At 65.0% G+C, this 25,340-nt stretch carries 26 protein-coding genes; 12 read left to right on the top strand and 14 right to left on the bottom strand.

Going from position 1 to position 25,340, the window contains the following annotated elements; all coding sequences use genetic code 11:
• Positions 1-91 precede the first annotated feature (91 nt).
• Positions 92-583: a lasso peptide biosynthesis B2 protein gene (locus J2S76_RS08760; protein WP_307059535.1), complete on the top strand. Its 492-nt coding sequence runs from the start codon at positions 92-94 to the stop codon at positions 581-583.
• Between the two features lie 23 nt (positions 584-606).
• Here the strand turns inward: J2S76_RS08760 and J2S76_RS08765 are convergent, their stop codons facing one another.
• The 3 genes from J2S76_RS08765 to J2S76_RS08775 are packed head-to-tail and all read right to left on the bottom strand — an operon-like array spanning position 607 to position 3,826.
• Positions 607-1,722, bottom strand: a complete 1,116-nt coding sequence (locus tag J2S76_RS08765; RefSeq protein ID WP_307060202.1) for an ABC transporter permease — start codon at positions 1,720-1,722, stop codon at positions 607-609.
• Between the two features lie 35 nt (positions 1,723-1,757).
• Complete coding sequence (locus J2S76_RS08770) at positions 1,758-2,738, bottom strand: ABC transporter ATP-binding protein (protein WP_307059537.1); 981 nt, start codon at positions 2,736-2,738, stop codon at positions 1,758-1,760.
• Positions 2,735-3,826 carry an HlyD family secretion protein gene (locus J2S76_RS08775; protein WP_307059539.1) on the bottom strand — a complete coding sequence of 364 codons (1,092 nt, stop codon included), beginning with the start codon at positions 3,824-3,826 and terminating at the stop codon, positions 2,735-2,737. The genes J2S76_RS08770 and J2S76_RS08775 overlap by 4 nt, the downstream gene beginning before the upstream one ends.
• 368 nt (positions 3,827-4,194) lie before the next feature.
• Between J2S76_RS08775 and J2S76_RS08780 the strand changes: the two genes are divergently transcribed.
• Entirely contained in the window at positions 4,195-4,371 is a 177-nt protein-coding gene (locus tag J2S76_RS08780) for a hypothetical protein (RefSeq protein WP_307059541.1), read from the top strand.
• A 59-nt stretch (positions 4,372-4,430) separates the two neighbouring features.
• On the opposite strand, the gene J2S76_RS08785 is transcribed toward J2S76_RS08780, so the two are convergent.
• The gene (locus tag J2S76_RS08785; RefSeq protein WP_307059543.1) at positions 4,431-4,595 is read right to left on the bottom strand and encodes a hypothetical protein; all 165 of its coding nucleotides are present in this window, start codon (positions 4,593-4,595) and stop codon (positions 4,431-4,433) included.
• A gap of 641 nt (positions 4,596-5,236) precedes the next feature.
• Here J2S76_RS08785 and J2S76_RS08790 point away from each other — a divergent pair.
• The 6 genes from J2S76_RS08790 (at position 5,237) to J2S76_RS08815 (ending at position 10,403) form a co-directional block, all read left to right on the top strand.
• Complete coding sequence (locus J2S76_RS08790) at positions 5,237-5,545, top strand: hypothetical protein (RefSeq protein ID WP_307059546.1); 309 nt, start codon at positions 5,237-5,239, stop codon at positions 5,543-5,545.
• A gap of 303 nt (positions 5,546-5,848) precedes the next feature.
• Entirely contained in the window at positions 5,849-6,361 is a 513-nt protein-coding gene (locus J2S76_RS08795) for a c-type cytochrome, methanol metabolism-related (protein ID WP_307059548.1), read from the top strand.
• Positions 6,362-6,560: 199 nt separating this feature from the next.
• On the top strand, positions 6,561-7,916 hold the full coding sequence (locus J2S76_RS08800) for an aminotransferase family protein (RefSeq protein WP_307060204.1): 1,356 nt from the start codon (positions 6,561-6,563) through the stop codon (positions 7,914-7,916).
• The gene (gene kce / locus J2S76_RS08805; RefSeq protein ID WP_307059550.1) at positions 7,916-8,857 is read left to right on the top strand and encodes a 3,5-dioxohexanoate:acetyl-CoA acetone transferase; all 942 of its coding nucleotides are present in this window, start codon (positions 7,916-7,918) and stop codon (positions 8,855-8,857) included. The genes J2S76_RS08800 and kce overlap by 1 nt, the downstream gene beginning before the upstream one ends.
• A complete protein-coding gene (locus tag J2S76_RS08810) occupies positions 8,854-9,903 on the top strand; it encodes a histone deacetylase family protein (RefSeq protein WP_307059552.1) in 1,050 nt (349 codons plus the stop codon). The genes kce and J2S76_RS08810 overlap by 4 nt, the downstream gene beginning before the upstream one ends.
• Positions 9,900-10,403, top strand: a complete 504-nt coding sequence (locus J2S76_RS08815; protein ID WP_307059554.1) for a GNAT family N-acetyltransferase — start codon at positions 9,900-9,902, stop codon at positions 10,401-10,403. The genes J2S76_RS08810 and J2S76_RS08815 overlap by 4 nt, the downstream gene beginning before the upstream one ends.
• 28 nt (positions 10,404-10,431) lie before the next feature.
• Here J2S76_RS08815 and J2S76_RS08820 read toward each other — a convergent pair whose 3' ends face one another.
• Entirely contained in the window at positions 10,432-12,054 is a 1,623-nt protein-coding gene (locus J2S76_RS08820; protein ID WP_307059556.1) for an ABC-F family ATP-binding cassette domain-containing protein, read from the bottom strand.
• Between the two features lie 200 nt (positions 12,055-12,254).
• On the opposite strand from J2S76_RS08820, the gene J2S76_RS08825 reads away from it, so the two are divergent.
• The gene (locus tag J2S76_RS08825; RefSeq protein ID WP_307059559.1) at positions 12,255-12,890 is read left to right on the top strand and encodes a sulfotransferase family 2 domain-containing protein; all 636 of its coding nucleotides are present in this window, start codon (positions 12,255-12,257) and stop codon (positions 12,888-12,890) included.
• A 21-nt stretch (positions 12,891-12,911) separates the two neighbouring features.
• On the opposite strand, the gene J2S76_RS08830 is transcribed toward J2S76_RS08825, so the two are convergent.
• The 3 genes from J2S76_RS08830 to J2S76_RS08840 all read right to left on the bottom strand — a co-directional run bounded on the left by J2S76_RS08830 (position 12,912) and on the right by J2S76_RS08840 (position 16,341).
• Positions 12,912-14,234: a PQQ-dependent sugar dehydrogenase gene (locus tag J2S76_RS08830; protein WP_307059560.1), complete on the bottom strand. Its 1,323-nt coding sequence runs from the start codon at positions 14,232-14,234 to the stop codon at positions 12,912-12,914.
• A gap of 71 nt (positions 14,235-14,305) precedes the next feature.
• Positions 14,306-15,538 (bottom strand): ATP-binding protein, encoded by a 1,233-nt coding sequence (locus J2S76_RS08835; protein WP_307059562.1) that lies wholly within the window; start codon positions 15,536-15,538, stop codon positions 14,306-14,308.
• A 41-nt stretch (positions 15,539-15,579) separates the two neighbouring features.
• Positions 15,580-16,341, bottom strand: a complete 762-nt coding sequence (locus J2S76_RS08840) for a response regulator transcription factor (RefSeq protein WP_307059564.1) — start codon at positions 16,339-16,341, stop codon at positions 15,580-15,582.
• Between the two features lie 244 nt (positions 16,342-16,585).
• On the opposite strand from J2S76_RS08840, the gene J2S76_RS08845 reads away from it, so the two are divergent.
• Together J2S76_RS08845 and J2S76_RS08850 are read left to right on the top strand one after the other, a co-directional pair.
• Positions 16,586-16,852: an acyl carrier protein gene (locus J2S76_RS08845; protein WP_307059566.1), complete on the top strand. Its 267-nt coding sequence runs from the start codon at positions 16,586-16,588 to the stop codon at positions 16,850-16,852.
• Positions 16,830-17,852: a hypothetical protein gene (locus J2S76_RS08850; protein ID WP_307059568.1), complete on the top strand. Its 1,023-nt coding sequence runs from the start codon at positions 16,830-16,832 to the stop codon at positions 17,850-17,852. Before J2S76_RS08845 ends, J2S76_RS08850 begins: the two co-directional genes overlap by 23 nt.
• Here J2S76_RS08850 and J2S76_RS08855 read toward each other — a convergent pair.
• On the bottom strand, positions 17,825-18,883 hold the full coding sequence (locus J2S76_RS08855) for a YheC/YheD family protein (protein WP_307059570.1): 1,059 nt from the start codon (positions 18,881-18,883) through the stop codon (positions 17,825-17,827). The two genes, J2S76_RS08850 and J2S76_RS08855, sit on opposite strands and share 28 nt — an antisense overlap.
• A gap of 189 nt (positions 18,884-19,072) precedes the next feature.
• Here J2S76_RS08855 and J2S76_RS08860 point away from each other — a divergent pair, with 189 nt between their 5' ends.
• Positions 19,073-20,368 carry a DUF2254 domain-containing protein gene (locus tag J2S76_RS08860; protein ID WP_307059572.1) on the top strand — a complete coding sequence of 432 codons (1,296 nt, stop codon included), beginning with the start codon at positions 19,073-19,075 and terminating at the stop codon, positions 20,366-20,368.
• A 63-nt stretch (positions 20,369-20,431) separates the two neighbouring features.
• On the opposite strand, the gene J2S76_RS08865 is transcribed toward J2S76_RS08860, so the two are convergent.
• The 5 genes from J2S76_RS08865 to J2S76_RS08885 all read right to left on the bottom strand — a co-directional run bounded on the left by J2S76_RS08865 (position 20,432) and on the right by J2S76_RS08885 (position 24,766).
• A complete protein-coding gene (locus J2S76_RS08865; RefSeq protein ID WP_307059574.1) occupies positions 20,432-20,677 on the bottom strand; it encodes a hypothetical protein in 246 nt (81 codons plus the stop codon).
• Positions 20,678-20,710: 33 nt separating this feature from the next.
• Positions 20,711-21,991, bottom strand: coding sequence for a TRAP transporter large permease (locus tag J2S76_RS08870; RefSeq protein ID WP_307059576.1), 1,281 nt, complete (start codon positions 21,989-21,991; stop codon positions 20,711-20,713).
• Complete coding sequence (locus J2S76_RS08875; RefSeq protein ID WP_307059578.1) at positions 21,988-22,578, bottom strand: TRAP transporter small permease; 591 nt, start codon at positions 22,576-22,578, stop codon at positions 21,988-21,990. The genes J2S76_RS08870 and J2S76_RS08875 overlap by 4 nt, the downstream gene beginning before the upstream one ends.
• Before the next feature lie 76 nt (positions 22,579-22,654).
• Entirely contained in the window at positions 22,655-23,647 is a 993-nt protein-coding gene (locus J2S76_RS08880; protein WP_307059580.1) for a TRAP transporter substrate-binding protein, read from the bottom strand.
• A 24-nt stretch (positions 23,648-23,671) separates the two neighbouring features.
• Positions 23,672-24,766, bottom strand: a complete 1,095-nt coding sequence (locus J2S76_RS08885; protein WP_307059582.1) for a mandelate racemase/muconate lactonizing enzyme family protein — start codon at positions 24,764-24,766, stop codon at positions 23,672-23,674.
• Between the last annotated feature and the right edge of the window lie 574 nt (positions 24,767-25,340).

The following is a 25,340-nucleotide window of genomic DNA, read 5'->3' on the forward strand; positions in this document are numbered from 1 at the left end:
CGGGCGCTCCTATGGAGGCACCGCACATAGTGAAGCCCCGCCTATCGCCGACCGACCTGGCCCGAGTTGTGCCCGTATGGGACATCGCGCCGTGAGCGCCGCCCGGCGCTCGCCCTCACTTGCCGCCCGCTGGCAACGTCTGGCGTGGCGCGACCGCCTGCTGCTGGGCGAGGCGCTGGTGACGGTGGGTCTCGCCCGGCTGGCGATCGTGCTGCTGCCGTTCCGCCATGTGGCCAGCATTTCCGCCACCCGGCCGACACGCCCACCTCCTTCGGATGCTCGGGAGCAAATCACACGGGCGCGCTGGGCGATCCGCGCTGTGGCACGCCGCATGCCGTTCCGCACCATGTGCCTCGAACAGGGCCTGTCGGCCCGGGTGATCCTGCACCGGCGCGGGGTGCCGACCACGCTGTATTATGGTGTGATGAAAGGTCCGGAGGGCCAGTTGATGGCCCATTTGTGGGTGCGCTCGGATGCGATCGACGTGATCGGCACCGAGGAACTGGAACGGTTCACCCTGCTGGCCACCTTTCCGCCACTCGACAAGGCCGACACCAGCCTCGGCACAGGCGGCGCGTGCTGATCCACCGGGCCGTGCGCGGCCGGTCAGTCCAAGGTCTGCCGGAAGCGCTTCACCGCGATGACCATGGCGACAAGCATGATCACGCTGAGGCCGACGATGTTCTGCGCCAGATCGGCTGAGGTCGCCCCTTTCAGCAGAATGCCGCGCACCATTCGGAGATAGTGGGTCAGCGGCAGCGTCTCAGCGATCCATTGCGCCCAGGTCGGCATGCCGGCGAAGGGAAACATGAAGCCGGACAGCAGGATATTCGGCAGGAAGTACATAAAGGTCATCTGCACCGCCTGCAGCTGGTTCTGCGCCAGGGTGGAGAATGTGTAGCCGATCGAGAGGTTGGTGAGGATGAACAGGCCGGTCAGGACGGTGAGGAGCGCCAGATTGCCGACGACGGGAACATCGAACAGCAGCACGGCCGCGCCAAGGATCATTGCCGCCTGCATCGCCCCGACCATGACATAGGGCGCAATCTTGCCCACCATGATCTCCACCGGACGGATGGGCATGGCGAGCAGTGTCTCCATCGTTCCGCGCTCGATCTCCCGCGTCACCGACAGGGCGGTGAAGATGAGCATGGTCATGGTGAGGATGGTGCCGAGCAGTCCCGGCACGATGTTCAGCTGGGTGACGGCGGCCGGGTTGTAGCGCGGATGCGTGCGGAAATCGAAGGGAGGCGGCGCCTGTTCCAGCCCGCTGCCCTCAGGCGCATCGTCCACATTGAAGCGCTCGCGTCGCACCGAGGTCTCCACCAGCCGCCCCAGTGCCGCCAGCGCGCTGGTCGACGCCACAGGATCCGTGGCGTCCGCCGAGACGAGCAAGGACGGGCTCTCCCCGCGCCGCACGGCACGCTCGAAGCCGGCGGGGATTTCCACCACGAACAGCACCTGCCCCGAGCGCAGCAGATGCTCGGCCTCGGCCTCGTTCACCGGATGATGGATGATGGAGAAGTACTTGGTGTTCTCGATGGCGGCGAGGATGGAGCGGGCCAGCGACGACTGGTCATAGGCCAGCACGGCGGTCGGCAGGTGCCGCGGCGTCGTGTTGATGGCATATCCGAACAGGATCAGCTGCAGCAGCGGGATCGACACCATCGACGCGAAGGAGACGCGGTCCCGCATCAGCTGAATGAATTCCTTGCGTATCATCGCGCCGATACGGCGCAGGGAGGCTGCAACCCCGTTCACCGGAAATTATCCCTCGAGCGGTTGATGAGGTCGATGAACACGTCCTCCAGGTTCGGGCTGTCCGGGCGCCAGACAAGCTCCTCCCGCGCGGCGAAACGGGCGATGGCGAGCTCCAGCGCCGCACGGTCGCGCCCACCGACATGCACGCTGGTGCCGAAGGGGGCGACCAGTTCGATACCGGGGACCTCCATCAGCTCGCGTGCCAACCCCGCCGGGTCCGGCCCGGTGACGCGCCACATGTGCAGCGCGGAGCCGGCAACGACCTCCTCCACCGTGCCCTGCGCCAGCAATTCGCCATAGGCGATATAAGCGATCTCATGGCAGCGCTCGGCCTCGTCCATGTAGTGGGTAGAGACGAGCACCGTGACACCCGCTGCCGCGAGGTCGTGAATCTGGGCCCAGAATTCGCGCCGTGCCTTGGGGTCGACGCCGGCGGTCGGCTCGTCCAGCAGGAGAAGCTGAGGCTTGGGCAGGATGCAGGCGCCAAGGGCGAGACGCTGCTTCCAGCCGCCGGACAGATCGCCGGCCAGCTGCCGCTCGCGCCCCTCCAGCCCGAGGGAGGCGATCGCCTCCCCCGCCGCCTTTTTGGCATCGGGCACGCCATAGATACGGGCGATAAACTCGAGGTTCTCCTGCACCGACAGATCAGCATAGAGGCTGAATTTCTGCGTCATGTAGCCGACGTGACGGCGAATGGCGCGGCCCTGCGTCAGGATATCCATGCCAAGGCAGGTGCCATGCCCCTCGTCCGGGGTCAGCAGCCCGCACAACATGCGGATGGTGGTGGTCTTGCCCGAACCGTTGGGGCCGAGAAAGCCATAGATCTGCCCGCGCTTCACCCGCATGGAGAGATCGCGGACCACGCGGTTGGGACCAAAGCTCTTGCTCAGCCCCTGAACATCGATCGCGTAGTCGACGTCGCGGCCGGGCCTGGGCTCCAGCGGAACCGCCTCCACAGGCTCCCGGTGGGCGCTCATGGCGCGATCTCGACCGTGACCGGCTGTCCGGGGCGCAGCTTCGAGGGATCGCGCGGCCTGGCCTCCATCATGAACACCAGCTTGGAGCGCTCATCCAGGCTGTAGATGACCGGTGGCGTGTACTCGGCACTGGCGGCGATGTAGCTGACCGTGGCGTCGATCTCCTCGGCGCAGCCATCGCAGCTCACCGCCACGGCGGTGCCGAGCTGGAATTGGGGTAGCGCCGGTTCGGGTACGAAGAAGCGCACCTTGATCAGTTCCGGCGGCAGGATCGACACCACCGGCCTGCCGGCTGGCACGAGTTCACCCGTGCGGAAATACAGCGTCTCCACCGTGCCGCTGACGGGCGCGAACATGCGCCGCCGGTCCAGCCGCACCTGCGCGGCGGCCAGGCTGGCGCGGGCCGCATCCACCGCCTTTTCGGCGGCGGCGATCTGGTCGTCGCGGCCCGCGAGCTTGGCGGCTTCGATCTCATGGCGCGCCTGCTCGAGCGAGGCTTCGTTCTGGTTATAGGTCTGCTGCGCAGCATCGAGGGCTGCTTGCGACGCCACCTGCTTGGACTGCAGGTCCTTCTGACGGTCGAGTTCCAGACGGGAAAGCTCCAGCGCCGCCGCGGCCCGCCTCCCGCTGGCCTCCAGAATCGCCACTTCCGCCGGGCGCTTGGCAGCAGCCTTGACGTTGGCAAGCTCTGAAAGCGCCTGGCCGAGGGCAGCTTCGGCCGCCTTCAGGTCAGCCACCTGCAAATCCTCGTCGATGGTGAAGAGCGGCATGCCCTTCGTCACACGCGCACCCTCATCGACCTTGAGGTCGACGACGCGCCCGGCCTCATCCGGGCCGACAAAAATGAAATCCGCCTCCGCATAGCCCTGATACCCGCCAGGCGCGGAGACGACGAAAATGGCGGCGAGCGAGAACAGAACCAGGGTGAGAATGACGACGACGACATTGGTCGGCAAGCGGAAACGCGGCGTCATCATACCCCCAACAACAAAGCCCGCGAGAGTCCCCCTCGCTGTCAGGCCGGCGCCCTTCCCCCGGGCTGCACTTGTGCGGAAAGCACTTCGTCCGCGCATGTCTTGCGCGAACACGCCGAGGTCGGGAGCTTTTCCATACGATCAGGTTTTCTTGCGGAGTTCCAGCACACGGGCCGATCAGATGCTTCAATGACCTAGTTCCGATCAAAAAAAGTCACTGACCTTCGATCATTCTTCCGGTGTAGAAAAAGATTTATTCCTGTCGCCCAGCCTGGAAAATGCTTGCATGACATCCTCATGCACCACCGGGGGCAAAAACATGCCAAACCTTGCCATTTTTGCCGGGTCTTTGCCGGATTATTGATCTTTTCAGCTCAAATCGAAATAGTGCGAAGTAAGTGATACGAACCAATCGCATTCGACGATCTCTTCGTCAAATTCGAGAAGAACTTCAGCACCGCACCTAGCCTTATCGACACAGCGTGACCGTCGATACCCATCTGATCTGGGGCGCGCATGGCCGGGCGGCATCGCTCGACCCCTGGCGGGAAATGGCGGCGGCCAACCTCTTCCTGCACCTGCCCACCATCGCTCATGCCGGTCATTGCCCGATGACCGCCCCCCGAGGCGTTCAACGCCGTGTTGCAGCGCTCGCTTGATAAGGAGCGGGTGACGCCGCCTCCGATGGCAACCGTGGAGCGCGCCCGGCCCCGTGACCTCACCCGGTGAAGGCGACTTCCTGCTTCTCGAAGCGCTGCGAGCCGAAATCCTGATGGTGGTTGCAGAAATACTGCCGGGCGATCTCGGCCACCAGGCGGGCGCGGGTCACGTTTGACCCGGGAATCTTCTTGTCGATCCAGGCGTCTGGCACGGTAAGCACCATCCCTGTTTCCAGTCGACACAGAATCGTCCGCAATTCCTCGCCTTCCATCACGCTCTCCGCCCCTCAGTCATGCGAAGCCTCGCTATAGGATGGGGCGCGGAGCAGATCCAGCCCTCCATTCCCACAGGCGAGACGGAAGGGAAGCGCCTACCCCGCACGGAAGCCGCCGCACACCCGAAGGCCCTGGCCGAGCCGCGCAGCCCGCTCTAGTACAGCTGCCTCCTTGCGAATCGCCGAGCGCCTTTGGGGCGCAACTACCCCCGCATCAGGCTAGCCCTCCAAAAGAACTCAGCTTGTTGCCCAAATGCCACAATGCGGCCGACGGCTTACAAGTCATTACACGGCCTCCCCTTTTTGATGCAGCGCCGGCACCTTAGGGTTGCAGCCGCAAGGCCGCGACACACGAGGTCCCCGTACGGCACCCGCCTTCCAATGACGGACGTTTTTTATGTGCATGGATATGCTATGCAAAGGTAAGGTCGTTCTGCGGCACTCTGTGTCCTCGGAGGTCAAGGTCTATGATGCGTAATATGTTCTCGATGGTGGTTGCGGGCGCTCTCTCGCTTGGCGCTGTTGGAAGTGCGGCTGCTCAGGATGCCTGCCAGACGGGGGGGCGTCTGACACAGGCTGTCGGATCGGTCATGGTCGACAAGGGCACCGGCTTCACGCCGGGCGTGCTCGGCACTTCACTGGTTTCCGGCGACAAGGTTTCCGTGCTCGGGCAGGGCAAGGCAGTGGTCGATTTCGGCAGTGATCGCACGCTGACGGTCGCCAGCTCGACGACCGAGATTGTCAACGTTCCGGGTTGCGGCTTCGGGTTGACGAATTCGGGCACCGTGAACCCCGCCCTTGCCATCGCCGGCACTCTTGCCGTCGGCGCGGGTCTTTCGGCTGCGATTTCGGCGGCGGACAACACGAACGGAACCATCATCATTCCCGTCAGCCCCTGAGCGGACAGGACTGAATTCCATCGGGACTCTTGGGGCGTCAGCTTCTCGCCCCTCGATGGGGTGAAGGGGGCGCTTCCTGTTCCAGCGCGTCTGGCTTGTTGAGCCAGCCCACCTCTATATGGCGCCTACACTCATCTGCTCGCCTCTTCCGACCCTTCATTCGGTTGAGTAGTAGGTTTGGCCGGAGAAAAAGGCCCGGCTGGGCCCTTGCCTTCCGGTTGACCGCAGCCGGCAGCCGATGGAGCATCAATCTGCTCCGACTGCGGACTATTCCAGAACAAGACGGCGGAGCAGGAGGATCGCATGCCTGCACGCCCCGGCGCGGCCGTCGCCGCCTGCCTGCTTTTCTTGATGCCCCCTGCCCTGGCCGACCCTTCCGGCGACCCGGCCGCGGTCAGTTCCGACAACGGCGAGTACAGCGACAAGCAGGGCAACCCGACCTACAAGATCGACAAGGATGGCACGGTCGACTGGTACACGGCGATCGGCTACATCCGCTACACCGCGAATTGCATGCAGTGCCACGGCCCCGACGGACTGGGCTCCAGCTTCGCGCCCGCGCTGACCGATGCCTTGCAGGGCCTCAGCTACAGCCAGTTCCTCGACACCGTCACCAACGGCAAGAAGAATGTGAGCGTCAGCCAGGATCTGGTAATGCCGGCCTTCGGCACCAATCCGAATGTGATGTGTTTCATCGACGCCATCTTCATCTATCTCAGGGCGAGATCGGACGGCGCGCTCGGGCGGGGGCAGCCCGCGAACAGCGCGCCAAGACCCAAGGGCTACAGCGCCACGGAGGATGCCTGCCTCGGCTAGCCGTAGCTGCCCGCACGGTAGCGCGATGCCGGGATTGGCGCGATAGTGGGCGCACCTCTCCATGCGAATTCGCAGGATCCGCTGCCGACAACACCGCTCCATCATGACGCGTGATGAGCAAAGGCTGCCTTTCGACGCCCTCACCGCCGGCGGGCCGGGTGATGGCGCCGCCTCCCTCGCCGCCGCGCATGAGTCGCCGATGAGCCTTGAGCGTCCCATCTCCAATCTCTTCTACCAGACCCGCCTGCGCCGGCCGACGCTCGCGCGTGGCGAGGGCGTCTATCTCTGGGACAGCGAGGGCAAACGCTATCTCGATGGCTCCAGCGGGGCGATGGTTTCCAATATCGGCCATTCCAATCCGGCCGTGCTCGACGCCATGCGCCGGCAGATGGAGCTTTCCACCTTCGGCTACCGGTTGCATTTCGAGAACGAACCGGCCGAACGCCTCGCTACCCGCATCGCAGGTCGCATGCCGGAAGGGCTCGACCGGGTGTTCTTCGTCTCCGGCGGCTCGGAAGCGGTGGAGAGTGCGCTCAAGCTCGCCCGGCAATATGCGGTGGCGCGTGGGCAGGCCGAGCGCTGGAAGGTGATCTCGCGCTTTCCCTCCTATCACGGCTCGACCCTGGGGGCGCTGGCCGTCACCGGCATGTCGCTGATGAGCGCGCCCTTCGCGCCGATGCTGCGGGAGATGCCAAAAATCCCCGCCCCTACCTGCTATCTCGACCGCGACGGGCTCAGCCTCGAAGAGCGCGGCCTGCGCTATGCCCTCATGCTGCGCGAGGAAATCCTGCGGCAGGGGCCGGAGACCTGCCTCGCCTTCATCATGGAGCCGGTGGGCGGGGCCTCCACCGGCGCGCTGGTGGCACCGGATGGCTATTATGCCGCGATCCGCGCCATCTGTGACGAGTTCGGCCTGTTGCTCATTTGCGACGAGGTGATGAGCGGGGCCGGCCGCACCGGGCGCTATCTCGCCAGCGAACACTGGAATCTTCGACCCGACATCGTGGCGCTCTCCAAGGGCTTCGGCGCCGGCTATGCGCCGCTCGGCGCCATGGTTGCGGACCGCACCATTGCCGAGACGGTGATCGACCATGGGGGGTTCGTTCATGGCCACACCTATGCCGGCAACCCGCTGGCCTGCGCCGCCGGTCTCGCCGTGCTGGAGGAGATCGACCGGCTCGGCCTCATCGAGGCCGCCGAGCGGCAGGGGGCGGTGCTGAAGGCACGGCTCGAAGGGCTGATGGCGCATTTCCCCTTTATCGGCGATGTTCGCGGCAAGGGTCTTCTGCTGGCCTTCGAACTGGTGGCCGACCGCGAGACGATGGCCCCGCTGCCACCGGCGCTCAACGCCCATCTGCGCCTCGTCGACATCGCCTATGATGCCGGGCTCATCATCTATTCGCGCCGCACTCGTGGCGGGAGAGTCGGCGATCACTTCATGGTCTGCCCCCCGCTCATAGTCACCGATGCGCAGATCGACGAGATCATGGCACAGCTCACATCGGCGCTGGAGAGTTTCGCAATCGAAGCGAAGCTGCCGGCGGGAGGGGCGTGATGAACCGTCCGGTCATTCTCACCTGCGCGGTCACCGGCTCCATTCACACGCCCTCGATGAGCCCCTATCTGCCTATTACGCCCGAACAGATCGCCGACCAGGCGATCGAGGCGGCGGAGGCCGGCGCGGCGATCCTGCATCTGCACGCGCGCGATCCCGCCACCGGCATGCCCTCGGCCGAGCCGGCACTGTTCCGCGAGATCGTCGCCCGGATCCGCGCCGGCAGTGACGCGGTGCTGAACCTGTCAACCGGCGGCTCCTCTCGGATGACGCTCGACCACCGGCTGGCTGCCGCCAGGTTGATTGAACCGGAAATGTGCTCGCTGAACATGGGCTCGATGAATTTTGGGCTGTTTCCGCTCGCCGATCGCTATGAGTGGAGCCATGACTGGGAACGCGGCTTTCTGGAAGCCACCCGCTCGGTCATCTTCCGCAACAGCTTCGAGGACATCGAGACCATTCTCGCCGACCTCGGGGCGCAGCGCGGCGCCCGCTTCGAGCTGGAATGCTACGATGTCGGTCATCTCCAAACCGTTGCCTTCTATCTCAGGCAGGGCCTGTTGAAGCCGCCGGTGTTCCTTCAGTTCGTGCTCGGCGTGTTGGGCGGCATCGACGCGGCGCCGGAACAGCTGATGCACATGAAGGCGACCGCCGACCGCCTGCTTGGCACCGACTACCATTTCTCCGTGCTCGCCGCCGGCCGCCAGCAAATGCCGCTCGGCACCATGGGGGTCATTCTCGGCGGCAATGTCCGCGTGGGGCTGGAGGACAACCTCGCCATCGCCCGCGGCGAGCTAGCGACTTCGAATGCCGAGCAGGTGCGCAAGATGCGGCGGATCGTCGAGGAACTCGGCTACCGGCTCGCCACTCCCAACGAGGTGCGCGCCCGACTGGCACTGAAAGGCTCGCCAGCCCCCGCCACAGGGACCCCCGCGCCATGAAGGTGATCTTCGATGCCGCGCAGAAGCGGCACTATCCCGGCTTCTTCCTGACCAGCGGCGCCCGCGCGCCCAACCCGGAGACGCCCGCTCGCGCCGACATCCTGCTCGACGCCGCGCGTGCCGCGGGCCTGACGCCGGAAGTGCCGCCCGATCTTGGCCTGGCGCCGGCGGCGTCCATCCATACGCCGGAATATCTCGCCTTCCTCGACGGCATTTTCGCGCGCTGGCAGCGGATCGAAGGCGCGTCGGAAGAGGTGATCCCGAACATCCACCCCGACCGGCGGGGCGGCGGCTACCCGCTCTCCGCCGTGGGGCAGGCCGGCTACCATATGACGGACACGTCCTGCCCGATCGGGGCCGAGACCTTCCCAGCCGCGTTGCGCAGCGCCCATGCCGCCGCTCATGCGGCGCATCGCGTGATGGAAGGTGAAGGCGCCGCCTATGCGCTGTGTCGCCCGCCCGGCCACCATGCCTTCAAAGATCTGGCCGGCGGCTTTTGCTACCTGAACAATGCCGCCATCGCCGCGCAGACGCTGCGAGCGAGCACGCCCCGCGTCGCCATCCTCGATGTTGATGTTCATCACGGCAATGGCACGCAGGGCGTGTTCTACGACCGGGCTGACGTGCTCACTGTTTCGCTTCATGCGGACCCGTCGCGCTTCTATCCCTTCTTCTGGGGTCATGGCGATGAGCGGGGCGAAGGGACGGGCCTCGGCTATAATTTCAACCTGCCGCTGCCACGCAAGACCGGCGACGAGGGCTTCCTCGCCGCGCTCGACCGGTCACTGTCGCGCATTGCCTCCTTCTGCCCGGGCGCGCTGGTGATCGCGCTCGGGCTCGACGCCTATGAGGGCGACCCCTTCGCCGGCCTCAGCGTTACAACGCCCGGCTTCCGCCGCATTGGTGCGAAGATCGGCGAGCTCGGCCTGCCGACCGTGCTGACGCAGGAAGGCGGCTATGTCTGCGACGGCCTTGGCGGCAACCTGGTCGCCTTTCTGGACGGTTTCGGCGCGACCCATCGCGTGGCGCCGGAGGGATGTCGGTGAAGGCCATCGAAGCCCGGGAGCCGCCGACGATCCGGCCGATCGAGCGGGGCGACCTTGCCGCCGTCGCCGACATGATCGCGCAGCTGGCCGACCATGTCCGGCCCGGCTTCACACCGGGTGCCGATGCGGCGAGCCTGGAGCGCTACGGCCCGACCGGGCTTGGCCTATTCGAGGCGGTCATCGCCACGCAGGAGGGCAAGCCGGTGGGGCTTTGCCTCTACACGTATGCCTTCTCGGGCTGGCGCGGCCGGCCGGGGGTGTTTGTCGAGGATCTTTATGTCGCGCCGTCCGAGCGCGGCGGCGGGCTGGGGCGCGCGCTCCTTGCCGCCGTCATCGCCCGCGAGGCCCCGCGGGGGTGCGCGTTCATGAAGCTGCATGTGGACAAAGCGAATGCCGGCGCCCACGCCTTCTATGCCCGCATCGGCTTCGTGCCGGAGGTGCATGACGACACTCTGCTGATCGACGAGATCGGCCTGCAGGCGCTCTCCCGGGGGCACTGACATCCCCATCGGGGAGCCAATCCGGCGATCAGTTTCTCAGCCCCGGCGCTTCCTGCCCGGTGCGGGCGACATATTCGGTGTAGCCGCCGCCATATTGGTGGATACCGTCCGGGGTGAGTTCCAGCACACGGTTCGACAGCGCAGCGAGAAAATGGCGGTCGTGGCTGACGAAGAGCATCGTGCCCTCATAGTCGGCCAGCGCGGCGATCAGCATTTCCTTGGTGGCGATGTCGAGATGGTTGGTCGGCTCGTCGAGCACGAGGAAGTTCGGCGGGTCATAAAGCATGCGCGCCATGGCGAGGCGCGCCTTCTCGCCGCCTGAGAGCACCCGGCACTTCTTCTCCACATCGTCGCCGGAGAAACCGAAGCAGCCGAGCAGCGAGCGCAGGGAGCCCTGCCCCGCCTGCGGGAAAGCATCCTCCAGCGTCTCGAACACGGTGCGCTCGCCCTCCAGCACCTCCATGGCGTGCTGGGCGAAATACGCCATCTTCACGCTGCCGCCCACCGAGACGCTGCCGTCATCAGGCACGGTCTCGCCCGCCACCAACTTGAGCAGGGTCGACTTGCCCGCGCCGTTGACGCCCATCACGCACCAGCGCTCACGGCGGCGGACATGGAAGTCCAGCCCGTCATAGATGCGCCGGGCGCCATAGCCCTTGTGTACGTTCTTCAGGCTGACCACGTCCTCGCCCGAGCGCGGCGGCGGCTGAAACTCAAAGGCCACCGTCTGGCGCCGGCGGGGCGGCTCGACGCGCTCGATCTTGTCGAGCTTCTTCACCCGGCTTTGCACCTGCGCGGCATGGGAGGCGCGGGCCTTGAAACGCTCGATGAAGGCGATTTCCTTGGCCAGCATCGCCTGCTGACGCTCAAACTGTGCCTGCTGCTGCTTCTCCGCCAAGGCGCGCTGCTGGGCATAGAACTCGTAATCGCCGGAATAGGAGGTGAGCGAACCGGCATCGATCTCGACGACCTTGTTGACGATCCGGTTCATGAAGGCGCGGTCATGCGAGGTCATCATCAGCGCGCCGTCGAAATTCTTCAGGAACGCCTCCAGCCAGATCAGGCTCTCAATGTCGAGATGGTTGGAAGGCTCGTCGAGCAGCATCACGTCGGGACGCATGAGCAGGATGCGTCCGAGCGCCACCCGCATCTTCCAGCCGCCGGACAGCCGCCCGACGTCACCGTCCATCATTTCCTGCGTGAAGCCGAGGCCGGCGAGCACCTCGCTGGCGCGGCCCTCCAGCGAATATCCGTCCAGCTCCTCGAAGCGGGCCTGCACCTCGCCATAGCGCTCGATGACCGCATCCATCTCGTCGGCGCGGTCGGGGTCGACCATCGCGGCCTCCAGCGCCCGCAATTCGGCGGAAATGACGCTAATCGGCCCAGCGCCGTCCATCACCTCGGCCAGCACCGACTTGCCGGCCATGTCGCCGACATCCTGGCTGAAATAGCCGATGGTGATGCCACGGTCGGAAGATACCTGCCCCTCGTCAGGAGCCTCCTCGCCCGTGATCAGGCGAAAAAGCGTGGTCTTGCCGGCGCCATTGGGACCGACGAGGCCCACCTTCTCGCCTTTCAAGAGCGTCGCCGACGCCTCGATGAAGACGAGCTGCTTGCCGTTCTGCTTGCCGATGGAATCAAGCCGGATCATGCGCGCGAAGGTTCCCGAGAAAATCTCCCGCGCACTTAGGCCATTCTCCGCTCCGGCGGAAGAGGCCGGCGGCCATTGGATGCTTCGGTGACAACCGGACCGTTGAATCTCGACCCCAGCGCCCCACAACCACTCGACAGCGACACCGAGCACGATTTTAGATCATCAATCGGTACCATATGCCTAATTTGGAGCGTAACGTGATCGATCACGAACGAAAAGTCATCTTCGTTCACATTCAGAAAACCGGCGGAACATCCATCACCGCCCATTTCGGTCTTCCCGCCGCGCTGCCAGAGAAGCACTTCACTGCACTCGAGCTGCGTGAGCTCTATGGCCGGCCTCAATGGGATACCTGTTTCACCTTCTCTGTGGTGCGGAATCCATGGGATCGCCTCGTGTCGTGGTGGGCGATGATCGACGCCCGCCGGGCGGATTGGCTGCGGGGGGCGCAACTGAATGCCTTCCAGACCTATGTGCTGCAGCGGACGACGACGTTCGAGGATTTCCTCGCCCATTGCGGCGACTTGGTGCGCGATTCGGACGGCGCGAAATCGATCCACCGCAACCAGCTCGACTATCTCGTCGACGAGGCCGGCACGCTCATGGTCGATCACGTCTGCCGCTTCGAGCGGCTTGCCGAGGACTTCAAGCAGGTTACGGAGCGCACCGGCATCACCGGCCCGCTACCGGTCATCAACGCCTCGCGTCGCAGCGACTACCGCCGCTACTACACTGACGGGACCCGAGCCTTGGTGGCGGAGCTCTATGCCCGCGACATCGCCTTTTTCGGCTTCGACTTCGACGACGGCAGGATCGGTCCTGCCGTCGCCTGACACTCATCAGCTGCGCCAGCCTCAGATCGCCGAGACGCGCCAGATGCAGTCGCCGACATCGTCGACGCACAGAAGTCCGCCGCGCTTGTCGACGATCACCCCGACCGGGCGGCCGAGCGCCTTGCCATTGACCCGGAAGCCACCGAGGATTTCTTCCGGCGGCCCGGCCGGCTTGCCGTCCTTGAAAGGAACGAAGATGACCCGGTAGCCAGAGGGCGGGTTGCGGTTCCAGGAACCGTGCTGGCCGATGAACGCTCCGTGGGTGAAGCGCGCGCCGAAGCGGTCGTCATCGACAAAGGTGAGGCCGAGCGAGGCGGTGTGCGAGCCGAGCGCATAATCTGGCTTGAGCGAAGCGGCCACGAGGTCCGGCCGCTGCGGCTTTACCCGCTCGTCGACGATCTTGTCGTAATAGCAATAGGGCCAACCGTAGAAGGCGCCGTCCTTCACCGATGTCATGTAGTCCGGCACGAGGTCGTCGCCGATCTCATCGCGCTCGTTGACGCTGGTCCACAATTCGCCAGTGACCGGGTTCCAGTCCATGCCAACCGGATTGCGCAGGCCGCCGGCGAAGACGCGCCGCGTCCCGGTGGCGATATCGACCTCCAGAATGGCGGCGCGGTCGACCTCCTCCTCCATCCCGAACTCGGCGACGTTGGAGTTGGAGCCAACGCCGACATAGAGCTTGGTGCCCTCCTTGTTGGCGACCAGGCTCTTGGTCCAGTGATGGTTGCGGCCCGAAGGCAGGTCACACACCTTCACCGGCGGCGCGTCGATGCGGGTGGCGCCGGGCACATAGGGAAACCGCACCAGCGCATTTGCGTTTGCGACATAGAGCTGATCGCCAACCAGCGCCATGCCGAAAGGCGAATACAGATTCTCCAGGAAGGGCAGCTTGATCTCGGCGACGCCGTCGCCATCGGCATCGCGCAGAAGGGTGATGCGGTTGGCGCTCTTCACCCCCGCCCCGGCGCGCACCATGACGAAGCCCATCGCCCACCAGCGCAGGCTGAAAATACCGGCCGGCCAGGGCGGTCCGGCGGTCTCGGCGACGAGGATGTCACCGTTCGGCAATTCATAGACCCAGCGTGGATGATCGAGATCTTCGGCGAAGAAGCTGACCTTGTAGCCCGGCGCGGGCGTGGGTTTCTGGCCCGGACCCCAGCCGATGGCGGGGGCGATCTTCATGATGGGAATGAGTGTCGGCTTGGGCTTGGGCAGCTTGGGGAGGTCGCCATAGCCGGCTTCCTCGGCAAGGGCGGGGGCCTTGCGCAGATCGGTGAGGAAATGCACGACGCCCGTGATGCAGGCGCCCAGAAAGCCGCTGATCTTCACGTAATTGGCCATGACTGGCTCCGGCAGAGGGGGATGGGCCATCTCAGCCCGGAAAGACGCGCCAGCGCAATACCTTCCTTGGGTTATCCTCCTTCGGGCAGCCCCTCTCCCAGCGTCACCATCGGAAATTCAAGCACCTGACGCAAACCGACCGCCATGTTCTCCAGTTTCAATGTCCCGCCATTGCGGGTAACGATCTGCTCGGCGATGGCCAGGCCCAGCCCCGCCCCAGGGGTAGGCGCACCGCGCGCCGGATCGACACGAAAGAAGGGTTCGAACACGCGCGGGAGCAGTTCCTCAGGTATTCCGGGACCTGCATCCTCGATCAGCACCTGCACCCTGCCAACGCCACTCGCCATCCGCACCGTCGCCCCGCGCCCATGGGTGGCCGCATTGATGAAGAGGTTGCGCAGCGCCCGCCGGAGTGCCTCCGGCCGCGCTCGGATGATCGCCGGGCAAGTCTGTGCCAACGTCACCGCGTAGCCGATCTCCTGCAGCTCCGCCGCCGTATCGGCGACCATCGAGTCGAGACGCATCAGCTCGCCGCCATCGCCCTCCACCTCCTCACGCACTAGGCGGATGGCGCTGTCGGCAATCCGGTCGAGTTCGTCGAGGTCGTCGATGAAGGCCGTGCGCTCTTCCTCCGCCAGAAATTCGGCCCGCAGCCGCATGCGTGTCATCGGCGTTCGCAGATCGTGCCCGGCGGCCGCCACCAGCCGCATGCGGCTTTCCATCACCTGCCGCAACCGTGTCGCCAGCTGGTTGATGGCGCGCGCTGCGGCCCGGACCTCGGCCGGCCCCTTCTCCGGAACCGGATCGACATCGCTGCAGGGCATTATCGCATCAGCGGTTCGTTGCAGCAGCGCCAGTGGCTCCGTCATCCGCCGCACGGCGACGACCATGACCAGCGTGACCCCAAGCGCGACAAGCAGTATCCAGCCGACCAGAGGCCACGCATTGTTGGGACCCGGGACAGGAAGACCCCACGGGACAATGAGCCAGCGGCCGTCGGAGAGTGGGGCCGATATGACCGGCCAATCCAGATCCGGCGGCTCGCTGATGAGCACATGCAGCGCCCGCCCGCGGCGCGCGAGGGCGCCGTTGATTGAGTCGGTGATGAGCTCGATCCGGTGCCCGCCGGCAGGGGCGCGAGCGATGCGGCCATAGGGAGCTTCCCCCACCGCGTCCTGCGTGCGCTCGGCGAGATCGACGAGCAAGCCGAGCTGAACCGCCGCGGCATCGTCCACCCGGCCGAAATCGGGAGGCGTCAGCATGAGGAAGGAAAGCCCGGTCGCCACCACGAGCACGCCAAGCACGCAGCCGACCAGAAGTGCCGTAAGCTTGGTGCGAATGGTGTTCACGAGGAGGCGCTGTCCGCGCCAGCTGCGGGCTCGACGCGCGCGGCCAACTGATAGCCTCCATTGCGCAACGTCTTGATAATCTGGAAGTTTCCAGCGTCGCCGAGCTTGCGTCGCAGCCGGCTGATCAGCACGTCGACCGAGCGGTCGAAGCCGGCCGAGGCGCGGCCATGGGTGATGTCGAGAAGCTGCTCGCGCGACAGCATGCGGCCCGGCCGCTCCAGAAGGGCGAGCAGAAGGTCGAACTCAGCGCCGGTGAGCACGATTTCCCGGCCCTCCGGGTCCCAGAGCTGGCGGCTGGTCGGATCGGCGAGAAAGCCGCTGAAGCGCAGGCGCATGACGGGCGCGGCGGGCGCCGCGTCGCGCTGCGAAAGGCGCCGCAGCACGGCCCTGATGCGGGCGACAAGCTCGCGCGGATTGAACGGCTTGCCGAGATAATCGTCGGCGCCGATCTCCAGCCCGATGATGCGATCGACATCTTCCTTCAGTGCAGTGAGGAGGATGATCGGTACAGTGGAACGCACACGGATCGTCCGGCACAGGTCAAGGCCGGAGACATCCGGCAGCATCAGGTCGAGCACGACCAGGTCGATGCGCCCCTCGGTGAGGCGGCGCTCCGCCTCCTTGCCATCGGCGGCCAGCGACACGCGAAAATTCTGCTCGGCGAGATAGCGCCCGAGCAGCTTGCGGATTTGCTGGTCGTCATCGACCACGAGAATGTGCGGGCCACTTCCCGCTTCCGAACCGCGCATATCGTCCATGCCGTCCCTATACGCGCCCATCCCCGACCCTGCCGAAGATTTTTGCGACCGAGCATTGCTGCCCCGGCTCGCGCAACGCCGGGAAACAATTCTGGCGCATTTTTCCGGCTGCGGGAAACAGAGCGGCAATGCCTGCTCGCGGTAGGCGGGCCGGAGAAGGACAACCGGCCCTTGCTCCAGGTTCGGGCGTATGCATATGTTATCCGAGGCCGACCCACCGCTACTCTCTCGCTGACATTCTCTCATGCAGACATCACTGGACAGCGAGCGCGTGCGCCGTTGGATCGTTATCTATCTCGCCGTCATTTCGGGCGAGGACAGCGATACGATCGATTTGGATTCCCGCCTCTCCCATTTCGACATCGATTCCGTCGACGCCGTCGAAATGGCGCTGCAGTTCGAGACGACGTTCAATCGTCCCATCGGGGCAGAGTTCTTTCTCGTTAGCGAACTAACAATCCGGGAACTTGCCGGACAGATCGTCGCCAATGCCGCCGGACACCACGTTTAGCGCGTCGGCGCTCCGTCCCTCCCGGCGGATCCACGCCGCCTCGCGACTCGATTCATCCTACCTCGCCTATGCCAAGTCCATCGCGCACGGGAACTCCGATCCCCAGCTGCGCCTCGACGTCTGCCGCCAGTTCGTCCGCTGCGGCATGATTGGCGAGACGGTCGCCATGCTGGCGACACTCATGGATGTGCGCGACCTGCGCGCGAGCGTCGCGGAAGTGATGGCGGATCTGCGGGAGCTGCGGCGACATCGCGCCGGTGACCTCAAGCTTCTGCCCGATATGGGGACCGAGGATGAGGGGGCGGAGGACCGCGGCTATTGGGTCGTTCCAGCCAATTCGGATACGACGCTGGTCGCCTTCACCGGCAGGGCCAAGCGCCTGGGCTTGTCCGTCTACTTCATGCAAAACCTGCTCGGACGGCTGAACGTCAACGTCATTTATCTCTTCGACTGGTCGCACAGCTATTATTTCGGCGGCGTGTCGGGGCTTGGCGCCGACGTGGAGACCACGGTGCGGCAATTGCGCGGCCTGTGTGCCGACCTCCAGTCTCGCCGGGTGCTCTGCCTCGGCCAGTCCGCCGGCGGCTACGGGGCTCTCCATTACGGCCTTAAGCTGGGCGCCGAGGGCATCATGGCCTTCAGCCCCATCATCCTTCCGGTGCTGGCGGGAAGGACACGGGACCGCATCGGAACCAAGATCGGACGCCCCTTGACCGAGGACGAGACCAATCTGCGGCAGCAGATCGCCAGCGCCGATCGAACGCCCCATATCGAGATCGTCTACGGTGCCGAGAACGTCGCTGACACGGCTTCGGCGCGTTATCTCGCCGCCTTGCCTCAGGTCGTGGAGCACCCCCTCCCAGGCGTCAGGTCTCATGGAACGATACAGGAGACGGTGGCCAGCAACACATTCGGTATGCTGATGGATGGATTCATCCGATCATCCGGCCGGGGGGGCTGGGACGCAGGGGATCAATCGGCGATCAGCGACAGCCAGTAGGTCATCACCGGGCCCATCCGTTCAACTTCGGCACCATTGGCGAGGGGGCGCTTGTTGGCTTCGAGGAACCAGAAATGGAGATCCTGGTCGACGGCGAAGTCGATGCCGAACTCATAACAGGCGCTCAGGCCGGGCTCGCGGCACAGCGTGGTGGCGATGTCCCGGGCAAGCGCCTGAATCTCGTCCACTTTTCCAGCCGGGTCGATCGCCCCACGCGCGGCGAAAAAGGATTCCGCGTCCACGAGCGCGCTACCCTTGGCCCGGTTCGACACCAGCTTGGAGCCGATGGAGATGCGGCCCGTCAGGCGGTAAATGTCCCAGCCTTCATCCGGCCGGCGGACCATATCGGGCCTCACGGTCGCCGGCTGGCCAACCGCATCGCGGGTGTCGATGAAGCGCTGAACCAGATAGGTCCGGTACGCCATGCGCGCGCGGATCGCGCCAACGACGCGTGCCATCGCCTCGGCGGCCGTGCCGCTCCAGGACTGCGAGTCCTTGTGAACGACAACCTCGCCGCCTTGCGGAACGATGAAGAAGATACCGGTTCCCAGAGCGCCATCGGACCTCTTCACCACGATCGGGCCATCTTCCAGCCACTGGGCGAGTTGTGCCTCGATCCGCTCAGCGACGAGCACCTCTTCGGGAATCAGGTGCGGCACAAGGTGGGGATAGGCGGCCAGCAGCGCGGTCATTTCGTGCTTGTCGAAGCCGTCAAAGCCGAGAAGCTTGGTCGTCTCGCGCAGCCAGTTCTCGACGACGCGATGCTCGGGCCGCGTAACCGGCGCCGCCGCGACGACGAGCGGAGGCACACCGATCTCGACGCTCGTCCAGGCCCCTTCGACGAACTCGTTCGCCCTTATCCGCCCTGTGGAAACGTCGCAATCGGCACTACGGGCCAGGACCACCCTGACACCCCGGAGCGCCGCCTCGCCGAGCAGGGCTCGGATCCGGATCGGAGAAAGGGATTCATGAAGCGTCGCCTCATGTCCCAGCAGGAGGATTGTGGGGGCATCCGGCATCGTGTTTTCCATCTGCGTTACCGGTGGTTCTAGCCGGTGGGGCGGTAGCGGTGAACTCCTGACCGTGGCCCAGGCACCAGATTATTTTCAAGGGGGTGGAAAGACTTTGCCCCCCTTCGGAAAGCCCCGGCTCCTGTACCGGCAAAGTACGTCGCCGCCGGAACCAAATGGTGCCCTGGTGATTGATCGCTGGGGGTGAGCATGGAACATCTGTCATTGCCGACCTGGCTGCTGGGCGTGTGGGATCGCCTGCGCTCCAGCTTCTGGTTCCTGCCCTCGACCATGGCGGCGGGCGCTGCCGCCCTCTCCTTCGCTCTGGTCTGGCTCGACACCGCGCTGGACGATGGGGCGATCAAGCGCCTCGGCTGGCTCTACGGCTTCGGGCCGGAAGGCGCGCGTGCCGTGCTCTCGGCGGTCGCGGGGTCGATGATCACCGTGGCCGGCCTCACCTTCTCGATGACCATGCTGACGCTCCAGCTCGCCTCGTCGCAGTTCGGTCCCCGGCTGCTGCGCAGTTTCATGAGCGACCGTGGCAACCAGCTGGTGCTCGGCACCTTCACCAGCACCTTCCTCTACTGCCTCCTGGTGCTGCGTACCGTGCGGGGCACCGAGGAAGCGAGCTTCGTCCCCCATATCTCCGTCACCTTCGGCGTGGTGCTGGCAACGCTGAGCCTTGCCGTGCTCATCTACTTCATCCACCACATCGCCAACTCGATCCGGATTGAAACCGTGCTGGCCGAGCTGGCGCGCGAGACGCAGGCCGCGATCGACCGGCTGTATCCCACCCAGCTGGGACAGGAACCGAGCCCGCGTGACGCCCACGCGCCGGCGGGCCTGCTGCGCGAGCTGGAGGCGGACGCGCGTGCCGTCTTCATCCCGGGCAGCGGCTATGTGCAGCGCCTCGACGAAGAGGCGGTGATGCGGATTGCAACCGAGCACGATCTCATGGTCAGCGTCGACACTCCCCCAGGCCGGTTTGTCACCGAGCGGGACGCCGTGCTGCGCGCCGCGCCCCGCGCGCGCGCCTCGGACGAGGTGCTCGAGCTTTTGCGCGAGGCATTCGTGGTGGGATCGGACCGCACGCCGACACAGGACCTGCACTTCTCGCTTCGCCGCTTCGTCGAGATTGCCCAGCGGGCGCTTTCGCCCGGCATCAATGACCCGACGACCGCGCTCTATTGCATCGACCGATTGGCACAGGCGCTGTGCGCGCTGGCGGAACGGGAGTTCCCCTCGCCGGTGCGGGCGGACGAACAAGGGCGCCCGCGCGTCATAACCCCGGTGAGTTCGTTGCAGGATTTCGCCTGCCCCGCCCTGGCGGCGATCGCACGCTATGGCATGAACGACGCGGATGTGGTGCGCCAGCTCGTGTCCGCGACGGCGGCGCTGGCCGCAAAGGCCGGCCCCGGCGCACGGGAGGCGCTGCGGGGCCTGGGGGCCGCCATCGAGGCGGAGAGCCGGTCGACGCTCAACGCGTTCGATGGAGGGCGTGGATAAGGCACCCTCCCCACCCTTTCCCGCGCGCCGATGAACCGGCGACGCGGCCCCGGCGCCGCCGCGTCAGTTGACCAGCGGCCCAATGGCCAGGGCTTCGGTGATGAAGCAGAAGCCATCCGCCGCGATCGCCTCGGCAGCGGCGTCATGGCCGGCGAAACGCTGGGCCGGCAGGCGGCGGAAATCCTCCCAATGGCCGCTGTCGTCGATCCGCGGCAGCACGGCGGCGCTTTCCACCGGGAGAATCGCCCAGATCTTCGAGCGGACATTGCCGCGCTTGACCCAGTTCATGATCGCCCATTCGTCTTTCAAGCCCGACACTCCTTCCATTGCGGCGTCGCCCGCTCAGTCCTTCATATAGGCGGGCAGCCATGTCGAGAGCCCCGGCACCGCCATCAGCACGAGCGTAAACGCCAGCGTGATGATGAAGAACGGCATGTTGGCCCGGAACACCTGCCATTGGTCGACCTTGGCGATGCGGGCGGTGATGATGAGCGACATCGCCACCGGCGGCGTGATCTGGCCGATCACCACGGCCATGATCATCAGCACGCCGAAATGGGTGAGGTCGATGCCATAGGCCAGCAGCGCCGGCATCAGCACCGGCACCAACACGGGGATCAGCGGATCGATGAACATGCCGGCGATGATGGCGATGATCATCATCGCCAGCAGGCGCATGAACACGCTGTCGCCAACGGTGAGCAGATCGATGAGGCCGGTGAAGGCCTGCGGCACATGGGCGGCCGACAGCGCGCTGCCGAGCGCCACCGACAGCGCGACGATGCCCAGCAGCTCACCGGTCATCTGCACCGCGGCGACCGTGGCGCGGTAAAGGCCCTTGAAGTTCAGCGTGCGGTAGATCGCACAGGACACGAAGGCGGCATAGAAGGCCCCGAACGCGCCGGCCTCCGAGGGGGTGAAGGCGCCGACCACGAGCCCACCGATGATCAGCCCGGGCATACCAAGCGCGAAGGCGGCGGCAAGGCCGGTCTTCCACACCTCGCGCAGTGAGAAGCGGCCATAGGTGGGATAGCCATGCCGCCGCGCCAGAAACGCAATGGTCAGCATGAAGACGCCGCCGAGCAGCAGGCCGGGGATCAGCCCGGCCAGAAACAGCGCGCTGAGCGAGGTGCCGGTGACCGCGCTGTAGAGAATGGCCGGCGAGGAAGGCGGGATCAGCGGCCCGACGCCGGAGGACGAGGCGCTGACGGCGGAGGCCAGCGCACCGGAATAGCCGTGGCGCTTCATCGCCGGAATCAGCACCGAGCCGGTGCCCGCAAGGTCCGCGGCGGACGAGCCGACCATGCCGCCGAAGAAGATGCTGGTCAGCACGTCGACCTGGGCGAGCCCGCCCTTGGTCCAGCCGATCAGCGAGCGGGCGAAGTCGAACAGCCGCACGGCGATGCCGCCGGAATTCATCAGCGTGCCGGCATAGACGAACAGCGGCAGCGCCAGCAGCGTGTAGCTGGACATGCCTGCCACCATGGTCTGCGGCAGCGACAGGCCCCACTGGCCACTGAGATAGAGCAGCAGCGCGACGGAGGTGAGCAGGGCCGCGATCATCGGCACGCCCAGCACCAGGAAGCAGAGCAGAACCCCGATGGCGATGAGAGCGCCGGTCATCGGGCTGCCCCTTCCTCGGAAATCGGGGCCGCCTGTGGGGCCCGCAGGCCCCGCAGGAAATCCACCAGGAAGGCAAGGGCAAGCAGCACCGAGCCGATCACCATTGCCGAGACGAACCAGCCCTTTGGGATCTTCAGGTAGATGGTCTTGTCGCCGCCGAACAAGGCGAAATAGTCCAGCGAGAAGAAAGCGAGATAGGCGAAGGCGGCCGCCGAAAGCAGATCGGCGAAGGCGCCGATGAAGCGCCGAAGCCTCTCGGGCAGGCGATTGGCGAAATGGGTGATGCGGATGATCTCCCGCCGGCGCACCGACAGGAACATGCCGATCATGGTGAGCCAGGGAACGAGCGCAATCACGATCTCATCCGCCCAGATGATGCCGAAGTTGAAGAGGTAGCGCAGCGCGCCATTGGTGAAGACGAGGATGGTGATGACCGCCAGCGTCGCCGCGCCGAGAGCGCCGGCAATGCCGTTGATCCATGCGTCCAGGCCGCGTTCATTCTGTCCAAGCTCGACCTCGAATTCGGTCTCCTCCAGCTGTCGGCGGAGGTCTTCGTCGGTCGGGGTGGGCGGGGCGGGCAAAGACATCGCTTCCGTTCCTGAAAAGGGCGCCCGCCGGCGCATCATGCCGCCGGATGCCACGTTTGCGCGGGGCGGGGTGCCGCTACTTGACGGCCTTCAGCAGGTCGGCCGCGTAGGTGCCGCCGGCGATGGCACCGATCTGCTCGTAGAGCGGCTGCGAGGCGGCGATGAACGAGGCGCGGTCGATCTCGATGATCTCGTTCTTGCCCGCCTGCTTGAGCTTGGCGAGGAGCTCGACATCCTTGACGGCGCCAAGTTCCCGGATCTCCTTGGCGGATTCCAGCGCGGCCGCCTTAAGCATGGCCTTCTGGTCGTCGGGCAGGGCCGTGAATTTGCGGGCGTTCATCACGAAAGTGACGGGCGTATAGACGTGGTTGGAGATCGAGATGTAGGGCTGAACCTCGTTGAGCGAGCGCTCGACGATATCGTTCAGCGGGTTCTCCTGCCCGTCGATGGTCTTGTTCTGCAGGGCGAGGAAGACCTCGCCGAAATTCATGTTGACCGGGGTCGCGCCGAGCGTCTTGAAGGTCAGCATGCGGGTTTCACTGCCCGGAACGCGGATCTTCATGCCCTTGAAATCTGCCGGGGTCTTGATCGGCCGGACGCTGTTGGTGATCTGGCGGAAGCCGATCTCGCCGAAGGCCAGCACTTCAAGCCCGGCCTTCTCGCGCATGGAGGCGGCAAGCTCCTGCCCGAACGGACCGTCGAGCGCCTTGGCCACCGCCGCGCGATCGGCAAAGATGAACGGCATGTCGAACACCGCCCACACCGGATCTAGGGTGACGGCATCCGAGCCGAGCGGCGTCATGTCGATCTGGCCGGTTCGCACCTGCTGCATGTGGACGACTTCGTCGCCGATCGTGGCATTGTCGAACAGTTCATAGGTGAACTGGTCGCCAAGCTTTGCCTTCATCTTGTCGGCGATCTTCTGCGCCATCACGGTATCGAAGCCGCCGGCCGGCGACGGGCTGGCGATCTTGAGATGCAGCGGTTGGGCGCTCGCGGGGGTGGTGAGAAGGGCCGCACCGAGAGCGAGGGCTCCGAGCACGGCACTGGACGTGAGGCGGCGTGTCATTACTCAGTCTCCTGCGTTGGCCCGTCAGGCGGTGACGAGCGTTTCCTTGAGGACATCCCGGTTGAGTGTGACGCCGAAGCCCGGGGCGGCCGGGATGGCGATCCGTCCGTTCACCGCCCTTGGCGGATCGACAAACATCTGTTCCTCGACCTGCTCGGTGCCGAGGTGGATTTCCGCCAGCGTGCCGTTTCGGAAGCCGGCGACGTGATGAACACACCACACGCCACCGCCGCCGGCGTCGGACAAAGGCTTGTTGTAGATCTGGGAGAGATGAGCGACCCGGCGGGTCTCGGTCATTCCGCCATTATACATGCTGTTCGGCATGAAGATGTCGATCGCGTCATGCTCGATCCATTCACGGAAGCGCAGCGAATGCCCGTCCATCTGGCCTGCAGAGAGCGGGATGCTGGTACGCTTGCGCATATTGCCGAGATCGCGGGCATCCACACGCTGCAGCGGATCCTCGAACCAGGCGATGTTGTAGGGCTCGATCATCTTGGCGATGCGCAGCGCCTCTTCGGCCCGCAGGCTTTCATTGGCGTCGACCGCCAGCAGGATGTCCTCGCCCACCGCCTCGCGCACGGCGGCGACACGGCGGGCGTCGGCGACGAGGCCCCGGCCGGTGCCGACCAGCATCTTGAGGCGCGTATGCCCCTTGCCGATCAGTATCCGCGCCATTTCGATAAGATGTTCGGTCTCGAAGGCGCCGAAGCCATAGGTGACATAGGCGTCGGCATAATCCTTGGCGCCGCCGAGCATCTGGGCGACGGTGCGGTTGCTGGCCTTGCCGATCACGTCCCAGAGCGCGAGATCGACGCAGGACAGGCCGGCGAGGTTGATGCCGGTCATCGCGCCGCGCTCGGAAATTAGCGGTTGGAGCCGGGCGTGGATCTTCTCGAGATCACGCGGGTCCATGCCGATGATGGCGGGCCCCAGATGCTTCTCGACGATCGCGGCCACGCCGTGCCAGAGAAAGCGGGACGCCATGCCGATTCCGACATGCCCCTCATCGGTCTCGATCTCGCAGATGATGCGGTAATCATCCTCGATCGGCTTGTTGATCAGCGGCACCGTGTTCTTGAAACGATGGACGCTGACGCGAACCTCCTTGATCTGCAAAATCGACTCTCCAGTGACTGACGGAACTTCAGCCTCGACAGGCATCCGGGCTGGCGGGCGCGCGATCGAGCGTCGGGGGGGGGGATCACCTGCCTGGCCAAAGCGGCGAAAGGGCACTGACGTAAGGAAAAGTCGCATTGACCCACGCTGGACACATCGGGCGAAGGTCTAGCCGCGACAATGGCTCCCGACCGACAAGCGTTCTCATCCGCCGAGCGGCTGCCTCAAGCATTCACAACACCCCTCATGTGTCGTGAATTTTGAAAAAAGCCGACGTTACGTCAAGTATAAATACTTATTTTCGACATATCATCGATAAATTTGTGCATTTGACTAAATTATAGACAGCGATTTGTTTCAACTTGAAGCACAATTTAGAATATAAATATCGAAGCAACAACGACAACCCAAGCGTTAAAACGCTCAGGTTTCTGTTGTATTGTATGCCTATACTTAAGTGATCTATTATTTTCGTAAAAATTGCGAAACGTTGCCGGGCTGGGATTGCCCGCTCCCGCCCCTCCTAGGATTTATCTTCCGAACGTGCCGACTCTCTTGCTATCAATAAAATATA

The organism is Ancylobacter vacuolatus, assembly GCF_030813595.1.
GTDB classification, from domain to species: domain Bacteria; phylum Pseudomonadota; class Alphaproteobacteria; order Rhizobiales; family Xanthobacteraceae; genus Ancylobacter; species Ancylobacter vacuolatus.

Coding starts and splice junctions, on each gene's coding strand:
- J2S76_RS08765 (WP_307060202.1), bottom strand. CDS start 1,722: ATGATACGCAAGGAATTCATTCAGCTGATGCGGGACCGCGTCTCCTTC.
- J2S76_RS08770 (WP_307059537.1), bottom strand. CDS start 2,738: ATGAGCGCCCACCGGGAGCCTGTGGAGGCGGTTCCGCTGGAGCCCAGG.
- J2S76_RS08785 (WP_307059543.1), bottom strand. CDS start 4,595: ATGGTGCTTACCGTGCCAGACGCCTGGATCGACAAGAAGATTCCCGGG.
- J2S76_RS08790 (WP_307059546.1), top strand. CDS start 5,237: ATGGTCGACAAGGGCACCGGCTTCACGCCGGGCGTGCTCGGCACTTCA.
- J2S76_RS08795 (WP_307059548.1), top strand. CDS start 5,849: ATGCCTGCACGCCCCGGCGCGGCCGTCGCCGCCTGCCTGCTTTTCTTG.
- J2S76_RS08800 (WP_307060204.1), top strand. CDS start 6,561: ATGAGCCTTGAGCGTCCCATCTCCAATCTCTTCTACCAGACCCGCCTG.
- kce (WP_307059550.1), top strand. CDS start 7,916: ATGAACCGTCCGGTCATTCTCACCTGCGCGGTCACCGGCTCCATTCAC.
- J2S76_RS08810 (WP_307059552.1), top strand. CDS start 8,854: ATGAAGGTGATCTTCGATGCCGCGCAGAAGCGGCACTATCCCGGCTTC.
- J2S76_RS08820 (WP_307059556.1), bottom strand. CDS start 12,054: ATGATCCGGCTTGATTCCATCGGCAAGCAGAACGGCAAGCAGCTCGTC.
- J2S76_RS08830 (WP_307059560.1), bottom strand. CDS start 14,234: ATGGCCAATTACGTGAAGATCAGCGGCTTTCTGGGCGCCTGCATCACG.
- J2S76_RS08840 (WP_307059564.1), bottom strand. CDS start 16,341: ATGGACGATATGCGCGGTTCGGAAGCGGGAAGTGGCCCGCACATTCTC.
- J2S76_RS08845 (WP_307059566.1), top strand. CDS start 16,586: ATGCAGACATCACTGGACAGCGAGCGCGTGCGCCGTTGGATCGTTATC.
- J2S76_RS08850 (WP_307059568.1), top strand. CDS start 16,830: ATGCCGCCGGACACCACGTTTAGCGCGTCGGCGCTCCGTCCCTCCCGG.
- J2S76_RS08855 (WP_307059570.1), bottom strand. CDS start 18,883: ATGGAAAACACGATGCCGGATGCCCCCACAATCCTCCTGCTGGGACAT.
- J2S76_RS08860 (WP_307059572.1), top strand. CDS start 19,073: ATGGAACATCTGTCATTGCCGACCTGGCTGCTGGGCGTGTGGGATCGC.
- J2S76_RS08870 (WP_307059576.1), bottom strand. CDS start 21,991: ATGACCGGCGCTCTCATCGCCATCGGGGTTCTGCTCTGCTTCCTGGTG.
- J2S76_RS08875 (WP_307059578.1), bottom strand. CDS start 22,578: ATGTCTTTGCCCGCCCCGCCCACCCCGACCGACGAAGACCTCCGCCGA.
- J2S76_RS08880 (WP_307059580.1), bottom strand. CDS start 23,647: ATGACACGCCGCCTCACGTCCAGTGCCGTGCTCGGAGCCCTCGCTCTC.